Annotated in this window: 11 protein-coding genes; 1 reads left to right on the top strand and 10 read right to left on the bottom strand. The window is 66.1% G+C overall.

Features of this window, described 5'->3' with window-relative positions:
- Positions 1 to 85: 85 nt before the first annotated feature.
- The 4 genes from ACYP33_RS04070 to hemE form a co-directional block, all read right to left on the bottom strand.
- Positions 86 to 1,225, bottom strand: coding sequence for a branched-chain amino acid ABC transporter substrate-binding protein (locus tag ACYP33_RS04070; RefSeq protein WP_414443544.1), 1,140 nt, complete (start codon positions 1,223 to 1,225; stop codon positions 86 to 88).
- Positions 1,226 to 1,310: 85 nt separating this feature from the next.
- Complete coding sequence (putA, locus tag ACYP33_RS04065) at positions 1,311 to 5,231, bottom strand: trifunctional transcriptional regulator/proline dehydrogenase/L-glutamate gamma-semialdehyde dehydrogenase (RefSeq protein WP_414450612.1); 3,921 nt, start codon at positions 5,229 to 5,231, stop codon at positions 1,311 to 1,313.
- 536 nt (positions 5,232 to 5,767) lie between these two features.
- Positions 5,768 to 8,020, bottom strand: coding sequence for a primosomal protein N' (locus tag ACYP33_RS04060; protein WP_459619849.1), 2,253 nt, complete (start codon positions 8,018 to 8,020; stop codon positions 5,768 to 5,770).
- 501 nt (positions 8,021 to 8,521) lie between these two features.
- Positions 8,522 to 9,616: a uroporphyrinogen decarboxylase gene (hemE, locus tag ACYP33_RS04055; protein ID WP_459619847.1), complete on the bottom strand. Its 1,095-nt coding sequence runs from the start codon at positions 9,614 to 9,616 to the stop codon at positions 8,522 to 8,524.
- A 237-nt stretch (positions 9,617 to 9,853) separates the two neighbouring features.
- Here hemE and ACYP33_RS04050 point away from each other — a divergent pair, with 237 nt between their 5' ends.
- Positions 9,854 to 10,645: a transporter substrate-binding domain-containing protein gene (locus ACYP33_RS04050; protein ID WP_459619845.1), complete on the top strand. Its 792-nt coding sequence runs from the start codon at positions 9,854 to 9,856 to the stop codon at positions 10,643 to 10,645.
- A gap of 731 nt (positions 10,646 to 11,376) precedes the next feature.
- Here ACYP33_RS04050 and ACYP33_RS04045 read toward each other — a convergent pair.
- The 6 genes from ACYP33_RS04045 to ACYP33_RS04020 all read right to left on the bottom strand — a co-directional run bounded on the left by ACYP33_RS04045 (position 11,377) and on the right by ACYP33_RS04020 (position 18,444).
- Entirely contained in the window at positions 11,377 to 13,203 is a 1,827-nt protein-coding gene (locus ACYP33_RS04045) for an AMP-binding protein (RefSeq protein WP_459619843.1), read from the bottom strand.
- Between the two features lie 164 nt (positions 13,204 to 13,367).
- Complete coding sequence (locus ACYP33_RS04040; RefSeq protein ID WP_206125680.1) at positions 13,368 to 13,793, bottom strand: F0F1 ATP synthase subunit epsilon; 426 nt, start codon at positions 13,791 to 13,793, stop codon at positions 13,368 to 13,370.
- 107 nt (positions 13,794 to 13,900) lie between these two features.
- Positions 13,901 to 15,295, bottom strand: a complete 1,395-nt coding sequence (atpD, locus tag ACYP33_RS04035; RefSeq protein WP_414450617.1) for a F0F1 ATP synthase subunit beta — start codon at positions 15,293 to 15,295, stop codon at positions 13,901 to 13,903.
- A 72-nt stretch (positions 15,296 to 15,367) separates the two neighbouring features.
- The gene (gene atpG, locus ACYP33_RS04030; protein ID WP_459619841.1) at positions 15,368 to 16,246 is read right to left on the bottom strand and encodes a F0F1 ATP synthase subunit gamma; all 879 of its coding nucleotides are present in this window, start codon (positions 16,244 to 16,246) and stop codon (positions 15,368 to 15,370) included.
- A gap of 72 nt (positions 16,247 to 16,318) precedes the next feature.
- Complete coding sequence (gene atpA, locus ACYP33_RS04025; protein WP_414443535.1) at positions 16,319 to 17,860, bottom strand: F0F1 ATP synthase subunit alpha; 1,542 nt, start codon at positions 17,858 to 17,860, stop codon at positions 16,319 to 16,321.
- Between the two features lie 44 nt (positions 17,861 to 17,904).
- Positions 17,905 to 18,444, bottom strand: coding sequence for a F0F1 ATP synthase subunit delta (locus ACYP33_RS04020; protein WP_414443534.1), 540 nt, complete (start codon positions 18,442 to 18,444; stop codon positions 17,905 to 17,907).
- Position 18,445: the final 1 nt, after the last annotated feature.

Here is an 18,445-nt window from a genome sequence, read left to right as displayed (position 1 = left end):
CGGCGGCACGTCCTGAAACGTGCCGCCGGCCGGTCCCGTGAGTCATCCAACCCGCGCGGGGCGCACCCCGCTCAGGCCGTGCGCATTACTTGCCGCCGATGCTCTTGAGCGGCACCCACTCGCCCTTTACGACCTTGTACATCGTAATGCCGCCGTTCTTCAGGTCGCCCTTCGAGTCGTACGCGATGTGCGTCGAGGTGACGCCGGCCATATCCGTCTGCGCGAGCACCGGCAGGTACTTGGCCGGATCCGTCGAGTTCGCCTTCTTCATCGCGTTGAACATCGCCATCGCGCCGTCGTAGGCGTACGGCGAGTAGGTCTGCACGTCTTCGCCGAAACGCTTCTTGTACTTCTCGGCGTAGGCCTTGCCGCCCGGCATGTCGTTCAGCGGCAGACCGGCCAGCGAGGCGATCGTGCCGTCCGACGCGTCGGCGGCGATCTTCAGGAAGGTCGGCGTGTGGACCATTTCGCCGCTCATCAGCGGGGAGGCGAGGCCCAGCGACTTCATCTGCTTGACCATCGGTGCACCTTGCGAATCGGCGCCGCCGTAATAGACCATATCCGGCTTGGCAGCCTTCAGCTTGGTCAGGATCGCCTTGAAGTCGACGGCCTTGTCGTTCGTGAATTCACGATCGACGATGGTCGCGCCGGCTGCCTTGGCGGCCTTCTCGAACTGGTCGGCCAGGCCTTGGCCATAGGCGGTGCGGTCGTCGACGATCGCGATCCGCTTCATGCCCAGATCCTTGACCGCGAACGCGCCGGCCACCGAGCCCTGCTGCGTGTCGGACGTCATCATCCGGAACGTGGTCTTGTAGCCCTGCGTGGTGTATTCGGGCGCCGTCGCCATCGCGATTTCGGGGATGCCGGCGTTCGCGTAGATGCGCGAAGCGGGGATCGTGGTACCCGAATTGAAGTGGCCGAGCATGCCCTTGATGCCGTCGTCGACGAGCTTCTGCGCGACCGTCGTGCCGGTGCGCGGGTCAGCCTGGTCGTCTTGCGAGTCGAGCACGAACGTCACCGGCTTGCCGCCGATAACCGGCTTGGTCGCGTTGAAATCCTCGATCGCGAGCACGATGCCGTTTTGCATGTCCTTGCCGTAGTGCGCCTGCGCACCCGTCATCGGCCCTGCAAAACCGATCTTCACGTCCTCCGCGTATGCGGTCCCCGCCAGCGACATGACCGCAACCAGCGTTGCGCCTGCCACTTTTTTCATCGTGTGTTGCATAGCTTCTCCTAATACCAGGGTAGATGGAGCGGCTTCGGGTTTGCCTTGCCGCTTCCGTTTCGTCATGCCAACCAGCCGGGATCGCTCAGCCGATCGTCATCAGATTGGCGTTGCCGCCGGCTGCCGCCGTGTTCACGCTCACCGAGCGTTCCGTCAGCAGCCGCTCCAACGCGTAATCTTCGTCGCCGTTCTCGAACGCGCCGGCCGCCACGCCCTGCACCGATACGATCGGGCCGGGACGTTGCGAGACTTCCTTCACCAGCGCCAGCAACTCGTCGCTGTCGCCTTCGAACAGCACCGCATCGAACGCCGCGTCGGCCTGCTTGCGCACCGCCGCATACGACTTCAACGAAGCGGGCAAGGCCGCGGCCAACGCTTCGCCGGCCGCACCCGCGAACAGCGCGCGGTTGCCGGTGGCGAGCACCGAGGCGAACTGCGCACGCGCGCCCTTCGCCGTTGCCGCCATGCACAACACCGTGCCGCGCGGGCCGAGCGTGTACGTATTGCGCTCGCCCGTCGGCCCCGGCAACACCGCCGTGGCACCCGCCAGCACGCGCGACAGGTAGCCTTCGCAGCGTGCGGCGAGCGCCGGCTCGCGTTGTTCGATCAGCCAGTCGCGCAGCGCGGTCAGCGCCGACGACGGATTATCACCCGACTCGCCCGCCACCGGCGCATCGACGATCAGCGACGATTCCAGCGCCTTCGGCAAGCCGGCCGGGCGCGTGGCCAGCAGGCGTTGCAGATAGAGCGCGCCGCCGGCCTTCGGGCCGGTGCCCGACAGGCCTTCGCCACCGAACGGCTGCACGCCCACCACGGCGCCCACCACGTTGCGGTTCACGTAGATGTTGCCCACATGCGCGCGGCCGATCACGTGCGCGATGGTTTCGTCGATCCGCGTGTGGATGCCGAGCGTCAGGCCGTAGCCGGTCGAACGCACCTGGTCGAGCAGCTTGTCGAGCGCGCTGCGGCGGTAGCGCACCACGTGCAGCACCGGGCCGAACACTTCGCGCTTCAGTTCGTCGATGCTGCCGATCTCGATCAGCGTCGGCGGCACGAAGGTGCCCTGCGCGCAGCCGGCCGGCATCGGCAACTGCGTGACCGCATGGCCCTTTTCCTTCATCGCGGCGACGTGGGTGTCGATCGTTTGCTTCGCCTCGGCATCGATCACCGGGCCGACGTCGGTCGACAGGCGATCGGGGTTGCCGAGCGTCAGCTCGTGCATCGCGCCCTTGAGCATGGTGAGCGTGCGATCGGCCACGTCGTCCTGCAGGCAGAGCACGCGCAGCGCCGAGCAACGCTGGCCGGCCGAATCGAACGCCGAGTTCATCACGTCGGCCACCACCTGTTCCGCGAGCGCCGACGAGTCGACGATCATCGCGTTCTGGCCGCCGGTTTCGGCGATCAGCGGGATCGGCTTGCCGTCCGGGTCGAGGCGCGCGGCCAGCACCTTGTTGATCAGGCGCGCGACTTCGGTCGAGCCGGTGAACATCACGGCGCGCGTGCGCGGGTCCGACACCAGCGCCGCGCCCACCGTCTCGCCGTCGCCCGGCAGCAGTTGCACCGCGCCGGCCGGCACGCCGGCCTCGCGCAGCAGGCGCACCGCCTGCGCCGCGATCAGCGGAGTTTGCTCGGCGGGCTTGGCCAGCACCGTGTTGCCGGCGGCCAGCGCCGCGGCCACCTGGCCCATGAAGATCGCCAGCGGGAAATTCCACGGGCTGATGCACACCACGGGCCCGAGCGGGCGGTGCGTGTCGTTCGAGAATTCGTCGCGGATCTGCGCCGAGTAATAGCGCAGGAAGTCGATCGCCTCGCGAATTTCCGCCACCGCGTTCGGCAGCGATTTGCCCGCCTCGCGGATCACGAGGCCCATCAGCGTATGCATCTGCGCTTCGAGCAGATCGGCGGCGCGCGCCAGGCAATCGGCGCGGGCTTCGACCGGCGTGGCCTGCCAGATCGGCGCGGCCGACACGGCATGCGCGAGCGCGGCGCTCACGTGCTCCGGGGTCGCCTCGCTGACGGTGCCCACCACGTCGCGCTGATCGGACGGGTTGCGCACGTCGCGCGCCGGGGCGTCGGACAGCGCTTCGTCGGCCAGCATCGGCGCGGCGCGCCACGGGTGATGCGCGCTCGTCAGCAGTGCCGACGACAGCGAGGCCAGACGATGCTCGTTCGACAGATCGAGGCCCATCGAATTGGCGCGCGAGTCGCCGTACAGGCCTTGCGGCAGCGGGATCTTCGCGTGCGGCGCGCCGAGCGGGACGATCTTCGCGGCTTCGTCGACCGGGTCGGCCACCAGTTCCTTGACCGGCACGGCCTTGTCGGCGATGCGGTTCACGAACGAGGTGTTCGCGCCGTTTTCGAGCAGGCGGCGCACGAGGTAGGCGAGCAGCGTTTCATGCGTGCCGACCGGGGCATACACGCGGCACGGACGGTTCAGCTTGTCGCGGCCCGTGACTTCCTCGTACAGCGGCTCGCCCATGCCGTGCAGGCACTGGAATTCATACTGGCCCGGGTAATAGTTCTGGCCGGCCAGGTGATAGATGGCCGACAGCGTATGCGCGTTGTGCGTGGCGAACTGCGGATACACCGCATCGGGCGCGCCGAGCAGCTTCTTCGCGCAGGCGACGTACGACACGTCGGTGTAGATCTTGCGCGTGTAGACCGGATAGCCTTCGAGGCCGTCCACCTGTGCACGCTTGATTTCCGAGTCCCAATACGCGCCCTTCACGAGGCGGATCATCAGGCGGTGACGGCTGCGGCGCGCGAGGTCGATCAGGTAGTCGATCACGAACGGGCAGCGCTTCTGGTACGCCTGCACCACGAAGCCGATGCCGTTCCAGCCGGCCAGCTCCGGGTCGAAGCACAGCGCTTCGAGCAGGTCGAGCGAGATTTCGAGGCGGTCGGCTTCCTCGGCATCGATGTTCAGGCCGATGTCGTAGCGGCGCGCGAGCAGCGCCAGCGCGCGCACGCGCGGCAGCAGTTCGCTCATCGTGCGGTCCTGCTGCGCGCGCGAGTAGCGCGGGTGCAGCGCCGACAGCTTGATCGAGATGCCCGGGCCTTCGTAGATGCCGCGGCTGCCGGCGGCCTTGCCGATCGCGTGGATCGCCTGTTCGTAGGATGCGTAGTAGCGCTGCGCATCTTCTTCCGTGGTGGCCGCCTCGCCGAGCATGTCGTACGAGTAGCGGAAGCCGCGCGCTTCGTACTTGCGGCTGTTGGCCAGCGCCTCGGAAATGGTTTCGCCGGTGACGAACTGCTCGCCCATCAGGCGCATCGCCATGTCCACGCCCTTGCGGATCAGCGGCTCGCCGCCGCGGCCGATCAGGCGCGTGAGCGCCGACGACAGGCCCGTCTCGCTGTTGGTGGTGACCAGCTTGCCGGTGATCATCAGGCCCCAGGTGGCCGCGTTCACGAACAGCGACGGCGCCTGGCCCATGTGCGAGCGCCAGTCGCCCTTGCTGATCTTGTCGCGGATCAGCGCGTCGCGCGTGGCGCGGTCGGGAATGCGCAGCAGCGCTTCGGCCAGGCACATCAGCGCGACGCCTTCCTGGCTCGACAGCGAGAATTCGTGAATCAGCCCCTCGACGCCGCCGCCCGAGCTCTTGGTGCGCAGCGCCTCGACCAGCGTGGTCGCCATCGATTGCACGTCGGCCGCGAGATGGGCGGGCAAGCGCGCCTGGCCGAGCAGGAACGGCACGCACTCCGGCTCCGGACGGCGGTAAGCCGCCGTGATCGCGGCGCGTAGCACCGATTGCGGCTGCACGCTTTGCGCGAATTCGAGGAACGGATGCGGGGCGCCGTCGTCTTGCTCCTGACCATCGGCCAGCTCGGCGAAGCCGCTGCGGCCCGACAGTTCGGCCGGCAGATGGCCGTGCTCGATCTTTTCCAGGTACGCGAAGATCGCCTGCTTGATCAGCCAGTGGGGAGTGCGCTCCAGCCGCGCGGCCGCGTCCTTGAGACGCGAACGGAGCAGATCGTCGACTTTGACGCCTAGGGTGGTGCTTGCCATGATTCCTTCTGTGCCAGGCCGGAGCCGGCGGTCGCGTGAATATGAGACTCGCGGAATCCTATGCCACACAATAAAAAGGTGCAACCGATTCGACGATCCGGTTGCACCCTTACAAAATTCTTTTGAATCAATGCATTAGAGCATTGCAACCGGCTGTCGCCAAGCATTCGCCGGATCAGTACTTTCCCTTAGCCCACAAAAGTGCCACCCGCGCAATCGGGTATGCACCGGAATGGTGAAACTCGCTTGCGACGGCTTGTGTGCGTGGGGCGATGTAAGTGCCGGCTATCGCCAATCAGGCGACAGGCCTTGTGTGACAAGGCTGTGTGGCAGAGGGATGATGGATTGGACAACGCCACGACGACGAGATGCACAACCGTTCCGGCGCGCGGGCGCGATGGGAAACCGGCCAGCCGACGCGGCGGTTGCACCACTTCGAGGCATGTCGGGTGGCATCGTTTTCTTACGCCGGTGTGCCGAATCGAGTGCGCCGTCGCACCGACACGCCACGATTTCGGTTCGGCGGCGTAGTTTGGTCAGATGTCGAGCGGGTCGACCTCGACACTCCATCGCAACACGCCCTTCAATTCACGCAAGCGCGGTTGCCACGCCGCCAGCACATGTTGCAACACCGCGCGCGAGGCGCTTTCGACCAGCAGTTGCGCACGGTGCACGTTGAACACCTTGACGATCGTCATCGGCACCGCGTCGTAGGCCGTCACGCGCTCGGCGCCAGGCAGCGTCGCCAATTCGGCGGCGGCGGCCTGCAGGAACGCCAGCGCGGCGTCGATGGTGCGGCCCTCGGCACGCAGCAACGCCTGATAGACGAACGGCGGCAGGTGCGCGTCGCGGCGCTCGGCCAGCGTGGCGCTCGCGAAGCCCACGTAGTCGTGGCGCGACAGCGCGTGATAGAGCGCGTGGCGCGGGTAGCGCGACTGGATCAGCACCTCGCCGGGCAACCCGGCGCGGCCGGCTCGGCCGCTGACCTGCATCAGTTGCGCGAACATCCGCTCGGTGGCGCGGAAGTCGGCCGAGAACAGCGCCGTATCGGCATTGAGCACGCCGACCAGCGAGACGCGCCGGAAATCGTGGCCCTTCGCGATCATCTGCGTGCCGACCAGGATATCGATCTCGCCCGCGTGCACCTCGGAGAACAGCGCCTGGGCGCTGCCCTTGCGGCGCGTGCTGTCGGCATCGATGCGCAGGATTCGCGCACCGGGCACCGCCTCGATCAGCGTCTCCTCGATGCGCTGCGTGCCACGGCCGAGCGGCGCGACGTCGACGTTGCCGCACTCGGGGCATGCATGCGGAATGCGCGATTCCCATCCGCAATGGTGGCAGCGCAGCGCGCGTTCGGGCTTGTGCAGCACCACGTAGGCGCTGCAGCGCGGGCAGCCGGCCACCCAGCCGCAGGCGTCGCAGGCCAATGCGGGCGCGTAGCCGCGGCGGTTCAGGAAGATCAGGCTCTGCTCGCCGCGTTCGAGGCGGCCCTTGAGCGCCGCGACCAGCGGCCCGGACAGCCCGCCGATCGAGGCGCGCCCGCGCCGCCGTTCCTCTTCGAGATCGATCAGCTTGACGGTGGGCAGCACGGCGTCGGCCACCGCGCGGCGCGACAGCGTGAGCCGCGTGTAGCGGCCCTGTTCGGCCTGCCACCAGCTTTCCAGCGACGGCGTGGCCGAGCCGAGCACCACCGGGATGTCGAGCCGCTTGGCGCGCCAGACGGCAAGGTCGCGCGCCGAATAGCGCAGGCCTTCCTGCTGCTTGTAGGCCGGCTCGTGTTCCTCGTCCACCACGATCATCGCAAGCGCGGGCAGCGAGGCCAGCACCGCGAGCCGCGTGCCGAGCACGATGCGCGCGCGGCCGGTGTGGGCGGCGAGCCAGTGGCGCGCACGCTCGCCCTCGGCCAGCCCGCTGTGCAGCGTGACGATTGCGTCTGGCGGCAGCACGGCCGCGAAGCGCGCGCGAAACGCCGCCTCGAACTGCGGCGTCAGATTGATTTCAGGGACCATCACCAGCGCCTGCGCGCCAGGCCGCTGGTCGAGCAGCGCGGCGAGCGCATGCAGGTACACCTCGGTCTTGCCGCTGCCGGTCACGCCATGCAGCAGGAACGGCGCGAAGCCGCGCGCGGCGCGAATCGCATCGAGCGCGTCGGTCTGCTCGGGGTTCAGCGCCGGGGGCACAGGCGCGGACACCCGGTTATCCACTGCTTGTCCACCGGCGTCGGCCACCGAAATTTCATCGCAGGCGGCCCAGCCCGATTCGCACCAGGCGTCGAGCGTGGCCTGCGCCTTCGGATGCAGCGCGCGCAGCTCGGGCAGCGTCAGCGAGGCTTCGTCGAGCAGCGCCTGCGCGAGCCGGCGCAGCGCGGCGGCGCGCGCGGGCAGGGCGTCGGGCAGCGCCTCGCGGCCGGCCGGCAGCAGGCGGTAACGGATTTCGGGAGCGAGCAGGCGGCCCCAGCGCGAGGCATCGCGCAGCGCCTGCGGCAGCGCCGGCAGCGCAACCTCGCCGCGCCCGCGCTGGTAGTAATCGGCCGCGAACGCGACCAGATCGAGCCACGCGTCGCCCAGCGGCGGCAGTTCCGGGCACAGCTCGACCACCTCGCGCAGGCGGTTCGCGGGCACCTCAGAGTGAGTGGTGACTTCGCACACAAGCCCCACCGCCAGCCGCTTTCCGAACGGCACCTGCACCAGCATGCCGACCTGCGGCGGCACCGCGCCGCGATAGCGGTAGTCGAACAGCGTCTGCAGCGGATGGTCGAGCGCAACGCGCACGTAGAGATCGCCGCTCATCGGCCGCCCGGCGTGCCTGGCGGCGCGATCGACGGCCGGCTCACGACCGGCGGAGCGAAGTTAAAGTAAAACATCACTTTCGGCGCTAAGTTTCGGATTCTGATTAGGAATCAGCGGAAGCCGACTCGCCCTGTGGATAACTTTGTTGAGAACTCGATCTTGACTGTCCCAAACGGGCTTCCCCGCGCGCCGGACGCTGCTTTTCGAGACATCGGACCGCCTGTCGCGGAGCCTTGCCCAGCAAGGCTGCTATCCGATTTTCAACGCAATAGCATGGGCATTTTGTGGACGAGGCGCTCTACCGCGCCGCAACGAGCAAAATGTGCATAAGTCAAGTCTTGACAACCCGGAAAGTGCCGCTTGGCGGGCACCTGCGCCCCGATTACGCTGCCGGCCACGGCCGCCGCGCGCTGCGACGCAGCATCGCAAGCGGCTGATCGAACCCTGATTGAACCGTAATTGAAGCGGCACCGGCAGGGTCTGCCGGTGCCTTCCCGGCGTTCAGCCGAGCGAGCCGGCGCGCAGCGTGCGGCTATGGCGATGCACTTCGTCCACCAGTTCCGCGACGCTTTCGGGCGGCGTGAATTGCGAAATGCCGTGGCCCAGATTGAAGATGTGGCCCGGATGGTTGCCGTAGCTGTCGAGCACCGCGCGGGCTTCCATGCGGATCGTTGCCGGCGGCGCGAACAGGATGGTCGGATCGAGGTTGCCTTGCAGCGCCACCGCGCCGTTCACGCGCTCGCGTGCGCGGCCGAGATTGACCGTCCAGTCGAGGCCGACCGCATCCACGCCGCTGGCCGCGATCTCTTCGAGCCACAGGCCGCCGCCCTTGGTGAAGGTGATCACCGGGATCTGTTCACCGTCGTGGCTGCGCTTGAGCTTGGCCACCACGCGGCGGATCGGGTCGAGCGACAGGCGCTGGTAAGCGCCGTCGGCCAGCGCGCCGCCCCAGGTGTCGAAGATCATCACGGCCTGCGCGCCCGCTTCGATCTGCGCGTTCAGGTAGGCGGCCACCGCGTCGACGTTGACGTCGAGGATCTGCTTCATCAGGTCGGGCCGCGCGTAGGCCATCGACTTCACGGTGCGGAAATCGTCCGAACCGCCGCCTTCCACCATGTAGCAGGCGAGCGTCCACGGGCTGCCCGAGAAGCCGATCAGCGGCACGCGCTGGCGGCCCTGCGCATCGGTCAGCGCGCGGCGGATCTCGCGCACGGCGTCGGTCACGTAGCCCAGCGTCGCGCCGATGTCGGGCACGGCGAGCTTGGCGACATCGGCCTCGGTGCGCACCGGGTGCGCGAATTTCGGCCCTTCGCCGGCCAGGAATTCGAGGCCGAGGCCCATCGCGTCGGGGATCGTCAGGATGTCGGAGAACAGGATCGCGGCGTCGAGCGGAAAGCGCTCGAGCGGCTGCAGCGTCACCTCGGTCGCGTATTCCGGGTTCTTCGCGAGGCCGAGGAAGCTGCCGGCGCGCGCGCGCGTGGCGTTGTACTCGGGCAGGTAACGGCCGGCCTGGCGCATCAGCCAGATCGGCGTGTAGTCGGTCGGCTGGCGCCGCAGCGCGCGCAGGAAGGTATCGTTGAGCAGGTTATGAGCCACGGTATGAGCGACCAAGCGGGGGCAAACGGGCATTCTACCGGAGCCGCCCGCCCGAGGCGGCGCGCCGTTATCATCGTGCCCCATACGACACCCGGCGCGCGCGGCTCGCACCGCACGCCGCCCCTCGCCGATTCCGGAGACAGATCGATGATTGCCGCCCGCCGTGCGCGCCCGCGCCGCCTTGCTTCCGTTCCCGCTTCAACGCGTCTGGCCGCCTTGGCGCTGGCCGCATGCTCCATGTTCGCCACGCTCGCCGGCGGCGCGGCCCATGCGGCGACGGACGCCGCCCCCGACGCGACGGCTCCGGTTGTTGCCGCCCCGGCCCCGGCCTCACGGCTCGACGCCGTGCTCGCGCGCGGCACGCTGCGGGTTTGCACCACGGGCGACTATCGGCCCTATACGTACTACCGCCCCGACGGCCGCTTCGAAGGCATCGATATCGATCTGGCCGAATCGCTCGCGCGCTCGCTCGGCGTGAAGGCCACGTTCGTCAAGACGAGCTGGCGCGCGCTGACCGACGATTTCGTCGCGCATTGCGACATCGCGGTGGGCGGCATCTCCACCACGCTCGACCGCCAGCGCCGCGCCTTTTTCACCCAACCCACCGTCAAGGACGGCAAGACGCCGATCGTGCGCTGCGCCGACGCCGCGCGCTTCCAGCGCGTCGAGCAGATCGACCGGCCGTCGACGCGCGTGATCGTGAACCCCGGCGGCACCAACGAGCGCTTCGCGCGCCAATACCTGACGCACGCCCAATTGACCGTCTATCCCGACAACGTGACGATCTTCCGCCAGATCCTCGACGGCCATGCCGACGTGATGGTGACTGACGCCTCCGAAACGCTGCTCCAGCAAAAGCTCAACCCCGGCCTGTGCTCGGTGCACCCGGACCAGCCGTTCCAGTTCGGCGAGAAGGCGTACATGGTGCCGCGCGGCGACGTGGTGTTTCAGCAGTACGTCGACCAATGGTTGCACCTCGCCCACGAAACCGGCGAATTCCAGGCCGTGACGGACACCTGGCTGAAGTAAGCGCGCGAGCCGCCGCCGCGCTCTGTTTCGGTTCCTTACGACACACGGGGAAAGTAACGACGGGAGCGGCAGTCACCTCGCAACGGCTCGGCCCGACTGCCTCGCCTCGACGGCAAGATTTGCCGCTGCCTTGCAGCGTTCGCCAGCACCGGCCCCGCCCGGCCACCGCACGGCAATGTGCCCGCCCCGGCCCGCGCGATTGCGCACCACAGCGACGCATTGGCCGATCGGCAGGATTGTTTCCCATCGAAAAACGAGGGATTATCCTTACCCATCAAATTACAAATTTGTTCAGTGCGGGAGCGACTATTCGGAACCTGATGGAAAAAACAAAATAATTATGCAAAAAGATCAGTGGAAAAGGCGGTAAAAATGACCCTGCTTTTAGCCATTCGGCGGAGTAAAAAATCCCGTATCGCCTTATCTGGCGGGCGTTACAACCGGATACACTTTGTTACCGCGCAGGCCCTCTAATTCGCCCACAATGGTTCTCACGGTTTCAACACGGATGTGGTCCTTCTTGTGCAGCGTGTGAGCGGATACAAAGCACAATGAATAGATCGTCGGTTTCATACCGAATCCCTTCTTAGGGGCATCCTTGTTGGAATCGTGATCGGCACCTGCCGATTGCTTCCACCTTTGGTCTCCTCGCGCTAACCCCGTAGCGTGTGGTTTTTAGCGGGCTTATGAGCCCGCTTTTTTTCGTCCATAGAAAACGCACGTACAGATTGTCACGCCGTTTTCTGCTGCGTCAGCCCCAGTTCGTCGATCATCGCTTCGCGCATCACGAACTTCTGCACCTTCCCCGTCACGGTCATCGGCAAGGCGTCCACGAAGCGCACATAGCGCGGCACCTTGTAGTGCGCGATCTGGCCGTCGCAATAGGCACGCAGTTCCGCTTCGTCCATCGTCGCGCCGGCGCGCAGCACGATCCACGTGCACACTGCCTCGCCGTATTTCGCGTCCGGCACGCCGAACACCTGCGCGCTCTGCACTTTCGGATGGCGGAACAGGAATTCCTCGATCTCGCGCGGGTAGATGTTCTCGCCGCCGCGAATCAGCATGTCCTTGAGCCGTCCGACGATGTTGCAGAAGCCCGCCGCGTCAAGCGTCGCGAGGTCGCCCGTGTGCATCCAGCCATCCACGATCACCTCGCGCGTGCGTGCCTCGTCGCCCCAGTAGCCGGCCATCACCGAATAGCCGCGCGTGCACAGCTCCCCCGTTTCGCCGACCGGCACGATGGCCCCGCTCGCATCGACGATCTTCGCCTCCAGATGCGGCTGGACCCGGCCGACCGTGGTGGTGCGCTTCTCGAGCGAATCGGTGGTGGTGCTCTGAAACGACACGGGGCTGGTTTCCGTCATGCCGTAGGCGATCGTGACCTCGGCCATGTGCATCTCGGCCACCACGCGCTTCATCGTCTCGATCGGGCACGGCGAGCCGGCCATGATGCCGGTGCGCAACGAGCGCAGGTCAAAGCGGCCGAATTCGGGGTGATCCAGTTCGGCGATGAACATGGTCGGCACGCCGTGCAGCGCGGTGCAGCGTTCCGCCTGCACGGCGTCGAGCGTGGCGAGCGGATCGAACGCCGCGCCGGGGAACACCATCTTCGCGCCCACCGACACGCAGGCCAGCACCGCCAGCACCATGCCGAAACAGTGATAGAGCGGCACCGGGATGCAGAGCGCGTCCTGCTCGGTCAGCCGCATCACGCCGGCGATCGAGCGGGCGTTGTTGACGATGTTCCGGTGCGTCAGCGTTGCGCCCTTCGGGCTGCCGGTGGTGCCGCTGGTGAACTGGATGTTGATCGGATCGGTATCGGCGAAACCCGCGCCCAGCACGTCGAGCCCGGCATGCTCGCGCAAGGTGCGGCCGTGCGCGATCAGATCCGCGAAGCGCAGCATGCCGGCCGGCGCCGCCTCGCTCATCGACACCACCGTGCGCAGCGCCGGCACGCGTTCGGCGCGCAGCATGCCAGGCGCGTGCGTGTCGAGCTCGGGGGCGAGCGTGCGCAGCATCAGCGTGTAGTGCGAGGTCTTGAACGATTCGGCCGCGATCAGCAATTTGCAGCCGACCTGGTTCAGCGCGTAATCGAGTTCGGCGTGCCGGTAGGCCGGATTGATGTTGACGAGGATCGCGCCGATGCGGGCCGTGGCGAATTGCGTCAGCAGCCATTCGGCACGGTTCGGCGCCCAGATGCCGACGCGTTCGCCCGGTGCGATGCCCAGCTCGATCAGCGCGGCGGCCAGCGCATCGACCTCGTCGCCGAATTCGCGCCAGCTCCAGCGCACGCCCTGCTCGCGGAACACCACGGCCGGGCGGTCGGGAAAGCGCGCGATGGTGTCGGCCAGGAAGCGGCCCACGGTGGCGTGGCTCAACGCGGGCGTGGTTGCGCCACGGACGTGGGACAGGCCGTCGCGTGGGGCGATGCCGTTTTCACGGGCCTTGCCGCCCTCGCCTGCCTCATTCGGACGATCGCCGCCGTTCAGGCTGCCTGCGTTGTTTATTACGTCGCCTACCGCGCCGTCACCGCCCCGATCGCCTTGATTCGCCGCCATCGCTGTCTCCGACCAAGCCTTGATCGAGCCATTCTGCCCTGCCTGACAGTCGGCTGACATCGGGGTTAGCGCGCCTGGCCATCGACGGCGATGCGCGAACGCCAGACGAAAAAAAAGCAGCCCGAAGGCTGCTTCTTCCTGCCTGCGCGCAAGGCGCCGGCGTGTCAGTTCTTGCTGCGGATCTTCGCGAGACGCTGGATCGCCTCGAGCTGCGCCATGGCCGTCGCGAGTTCCGACTGGGCCTTGGCGAGGTCGATGTCCGACTTCGCGTTCTGCAGCGTTTCTTCTGCACGGCGCTTGGCTTCTTCCGCCTTCGCGCTGTCGAGATCCTTGCCGCGGATCGCGGTGTCGGCGAGCACGGTCACGGCACCCGGCTGCACCTCGAGGATGCCGCCGGCGACGAACACGAACTCGTCCGCGCCGCTTTCCGATTCGATGCGCACCGCACCCGGACGAATCCGGGTGATGAGCGGCGTGTGGCCCGGCAGAATGCCCAGCTCACCCGATTCGCCCGGCAGCGCGACGAACTTCGCCTGACCCGAGAAGATCTGCTCTTCCGCGCTGACGACGTCTACTTTGATGGTTGCCATATGGACTCCTGTCGATGAAAACCGGCGCTGGCGCGCCGGCCTCCATCCCATGCTCGGCAGGTAAAACGAACCGCGGCAGGCTTGCGCCGCCGCAGCTCATTGAACCCTTACTGGATCTTCTTGGCCTTTTCGAAGGCTTCGTCGATCGTGCCGACCATGTAGAACGCCTGTTCCGGCAGGTGGTCGCACTCGCCGTCGACGATCATCTTGAAACCGCGGATCGTTTCCTTCAGCGGCACGTACTTGCCCGGCGCACCCGTGAACACTTCGGCGACGTGGAACGGCTGCGACAGGAAACGCTGGATCTTCCGTGCGCGGGCGACCGTTTGCTTGTCGTCCGGCGACAGTTCGTCCATGCCCAGAATCGCGATGATGTCGCGCAGTTCCTTGTAGCGCTGCAGCGTCATCTGAACGCGACGCGTGATCGTGTAGTGCTCTTCGCCGATCACGTTCGGGTCGATCTGGCGCGAGGTCGAGTCGAGCGGATCGACTGCCGGGTAGATACCCAGCGAGGCGATGTCACGCGACAGCACGACGGTAGCGTCCAAGTGGCCGAAGGTGGTGGCCGGCGACGGGTCGGTCAAGTCGTCCGCAGGGACGTACACGGCCTGAACGGACGTGATCGAACCCGTCTTGGTCGACGTGATGCGTTCCTGCAGCTTGCCCATTTCTTCTGCCAGCGTCGGCTGATAGCCCACGGCCGACGGCATACGACCGAGCAGTGCCGACACTTCGGTACCGGCCAGCGTGAAACGGTAGATGTTGTCGACGAAGAACAGCACGTCGAGGCCTTCGTCACGGAAGTGCTCGGCCATCGTCAGGCCGGTCAGCGCGACGCGCAGACGGTTGCCCGGCGGCTCGTTCATCTGGCCGTAGACCAGCGCGACCTTGTCGAGAACGTTGGAGTCCTTCATTTCGTGGTAGAAGTCGTTCCCTTCACGGGTACGTTCGCCCACGCCCGCGAACACGGAGTAACCGCCGTGTTCCTTCGCGATGTTGTTGATGAGCTCCATCATGTTGACGGTCTTGCCCACGCCGGCACCACCGAACAGGCCCACCTTGCCGCCCTTTGCGAACGGGCACACCAGGTCGATGACCTTGATGCCGGTTTCGAGCAGTTCGGTCGACGGCGACAGTTCGTCGAACGCCGGTGCCTTCTGGTGGATCGAGCGCGTCTTTTCGCTCACGATCGGGCCGGCTTCATCGATCGGACGGCCGAGGACGTCCATGATGCGGCCGAGGGTCGGCTTGCCGACCGGCACCGAGATCGGCAGGCCGGTGTTCTTCACCAGCACGCCGCGGCGCAGGCCGTCGGATGCGCCCAGACAGATGGTACGAACGATGCCGTCACCCAGCTGTTGCTGGACTTCGAGCGTCAGTTCCGAACCTTCCAGAATGAGTGCGTCGTAGATCTTCGGCATGCGGTCGCGCGGGAATTCCACGTCGATAACGGCGCCGATGCACTGTACGATCTTGCCTTCTACCAAAGCAGTAGTACTCATCGCTTTTCCTTTCAATACCTGATTCTTTACTCGCGCAAGGGCGCAGTTTCGAGGCGACAGTCGCTGACTCGCTTAAACAGCGGCGGCACCGCCGACGATCTCAGACAGTTCCTTCGTGATCGCTGCCTGACGGCTCTTGTTGTACGACAGCTGAAGCTCGCTGATCACGGTCTTCGCATTGTCGGACGCAGCCTTCATCGCGACCATTCGCGCCGATTGCTCGGACGCCATGTTTTCCGCCACGGCCTGATACACGAGCGCCTCGACGTAACGCACCAGCAACTCGTCCACCACGGCCTGCGCATCCGGCTCGTAGATGTAATCCCACGAGGTCGAAGGCGTGCCGTCTTCGCCGTTCTCGAAGTGCTCGGCCGCCAGCGGCAGCAGCTGCTCGATCACCGACTCCTGCTTCATCGTGTTGATGAAGCGCGTGTAGGCGATGTACACGGCCGACAGCTTGCCTTCCGAGTACGCATCGAGCTGCACCTTCACCGCGCCGATCAGCGCGTCGAGGTGCGGCGTGTCGCCCAGATGGACGACCTGCGAGACCACCTTGCCGCCGAAGCGGTTCAGGAAGCCGAGGCCCTTGCTGCCGATGGCCGTGGCTTCGAACTTCTGGCCTTGCTTCTCGAGTTCCTTCAGCTTGCCGACCGTCGCGCGCAGCACGTTCGTGTTCAGGCCACCGCACAGACCCTTGTCGGTCGTGACGAGGATCACACCGGCCGTCTTGGCATCTTCGTTCGCCACCATGAACGGGTGGCGGTATTCCGGGTTCGCGCGGCTCATGTGAGCAGCAATCGCGCGGACCTTGTCGGCGTACGGACGGGCAGCGCGCATGCGTTCCTGCGCGCGGCGCATCTTGGATGCCGCGACCATTTCCATCGCCTTGGTGATCTTGCGCGTGTTTTGCACGCTCTTGATCTTGCCGCGAATTTCCTTCATTCCAGCCATTGCTTGCTCCTTGACCGAAGCGGGGCGTCAGCGCTTACGCGCGTCGCACCGCTTCGAGGTGTCCCTCGCGGATCAATAGGCACCCGACTTCTTGAAGGACTTCAGCGCTTCGTGCAGCGCGCCGTCATCTTCCTTCGACAAAGCCTTGTTGTCTTCGATACGCTTGATCAGGTCGGCGTGGCTGGCCTTCAGGTATTCGCGCAGGCCCTTTTCGAAGGCAAGCACGTCCTTCACTTCGACGTCGTCGAGGTAGCCGTTGTTTGCCGAGAACAGCGCGACGGACAGTTCCCAGACCTGCAGCGGCTGGTATTGCGGCTGCTTGAGCAGTTCCGTCACGCGGCGGCCGCGTTCGAGCTGCTTGCGCGTGGCGGCGTCGAGGTCCGAGGCGAACTGCGCGAACGCAGCCAGCTCACGATACTGTGCGAGGTCGGTACGGATACCGCCCGACAGCTTCTTCACGACGTTCGTTTGCGCAGCGCCACCGACTCGCGACACCGAGATGCCGGCGTTGATTGCCGGACGGATGCCTGCGTTGAAGAGGTCGGTTTCCAGGAAGATCTGGCCGTCCGTGATCGAGATCACGTTGGTCGGTACGAATGCCGTGACGTCGCCTGCCTGCGTTTCGATGATCGGCAGCGCCGTCAGCGAACCCGTCTTGCCCTTCACTTCGCCGTTCGTGAACTTCTCGACGTACTCTTCCGAGACGCGAGCCGCGCGCTCGAGCAGACGCGAGTGGAGATAGAACACGTCGCCGGGGTACGCTTCGCGGCCCGGCGGACGGCGCAGCAGCAGCGAGATCTGGCGATAGGCCCAGGCTTGCTTGGTCAGATCGTCATAGATGATCAGGGCGTCTTGACCGCGATCGCGGAAGTATTCGCCCATCGTGCAACCGGCGTACGGTGCGAGGTACTGCATGGCAGCCGAATCCGAAGCCGATGCCGACACGACGATCGTGTACTCCATCGCGCCCGTTTCTTCGAGCTTGCGCACCACGTTCATGATCGACGAGGCCTTCTGGCCGATCGCGACGTAGATACAGACGAGATCCTTGCCCTTCTGGTTGATGATCGTGTCGATCGCGACGGCGGTCTTGCCCGTCTGGCGGTCGCCGATGATCAGCTCACGCTGGCCGCGGCCGATCGGCACCATCGCGTCGATCGACTTGATGCCGGTTTGCACCGGCTGCGACACGCCGTGACGCCAGATCACGCCCGGGGCGATCTTTTCGATCGCGTCGGTCGCCTTGGCGTTGACGGGGCCCTTGCCGTCGATCGGGTTGCCGAGCGCATCGACCACGCGGCCGATGAGTTCCGGACCGACCGGCACTTCCAGGATGCGACCCGTCGTCTTGACGATGTTGCCTTCGCTGATGTGGCCGTAGTCACCCAGAATCACGGCGCCGACCGAGTCGCGCTCGAGGTTCAGCGCGAGGCCGAACGTGTTGCCCGGAAATTCGAGCATTTCGCCTTGCATCACGTCCGACAGGCCGTGGATGCGCACGATGCCGTCCGTCACGGAGATCACGGTGCCTTGATTGCGAACGTCGACGTTCGCTTCCAGGCCCTGGATCCGGCTCTTGATCAGCTCGCTGATCTCAGAGGGATTGAGTTGCATATTCGCTCCTGATGTTCAATTCTGTTGCGTGCCGGCTGCGGCGCTCAAGCGGTCAATGCGGCTTGCATGCTCGCGAGCCGCGCGCGGACCGAGGTATCGAGCACTTCGTCACCCACCGTCACGCGCACACCGCCGATCAGCGACGCGTCGATTTCAACCGTGGCTTTCAGCGTGCGACCGAACTTCCGTTCGAGGCTTGCGACCAGCTCGGCGAGCTGCGCGCCTTCGAGCGGGAACGCGCTGACGATGGTCACGTCCGCCGCGCCGTCACGCGCGTTCTTCAGTGCGTCGAATTGCTCCGCGATTTCAGGCAGCAGCACGATGCGATGATTGTCGACCAGCATCCGCACGAAGTTCTTCGCTTCCGCACTGCCGGCGAGCGGCGACTTCACCGCGGCGAGCAGCAGTTCGGCGACCTGTGCGCGCCCGACCTTCGGGTTCGACGCGACAGACAGCACTTCGGGCAGTTGCGCAACCTGGGCCAGCTCTCCTGCGAGCGTGGACCAGGCGGCGACGTCACCAGCCTCGGCCACGCGAAACAGCGCTTCTGCGTAAGGGCGGGCAATGGTTGCAAATTCGGCCATG

The organism is Burkholderia sp. 3C, from assembly GCF_054589155.1.
This window is presented reverse-complemented; position numbering and strand designations above follow the sequence as displayed.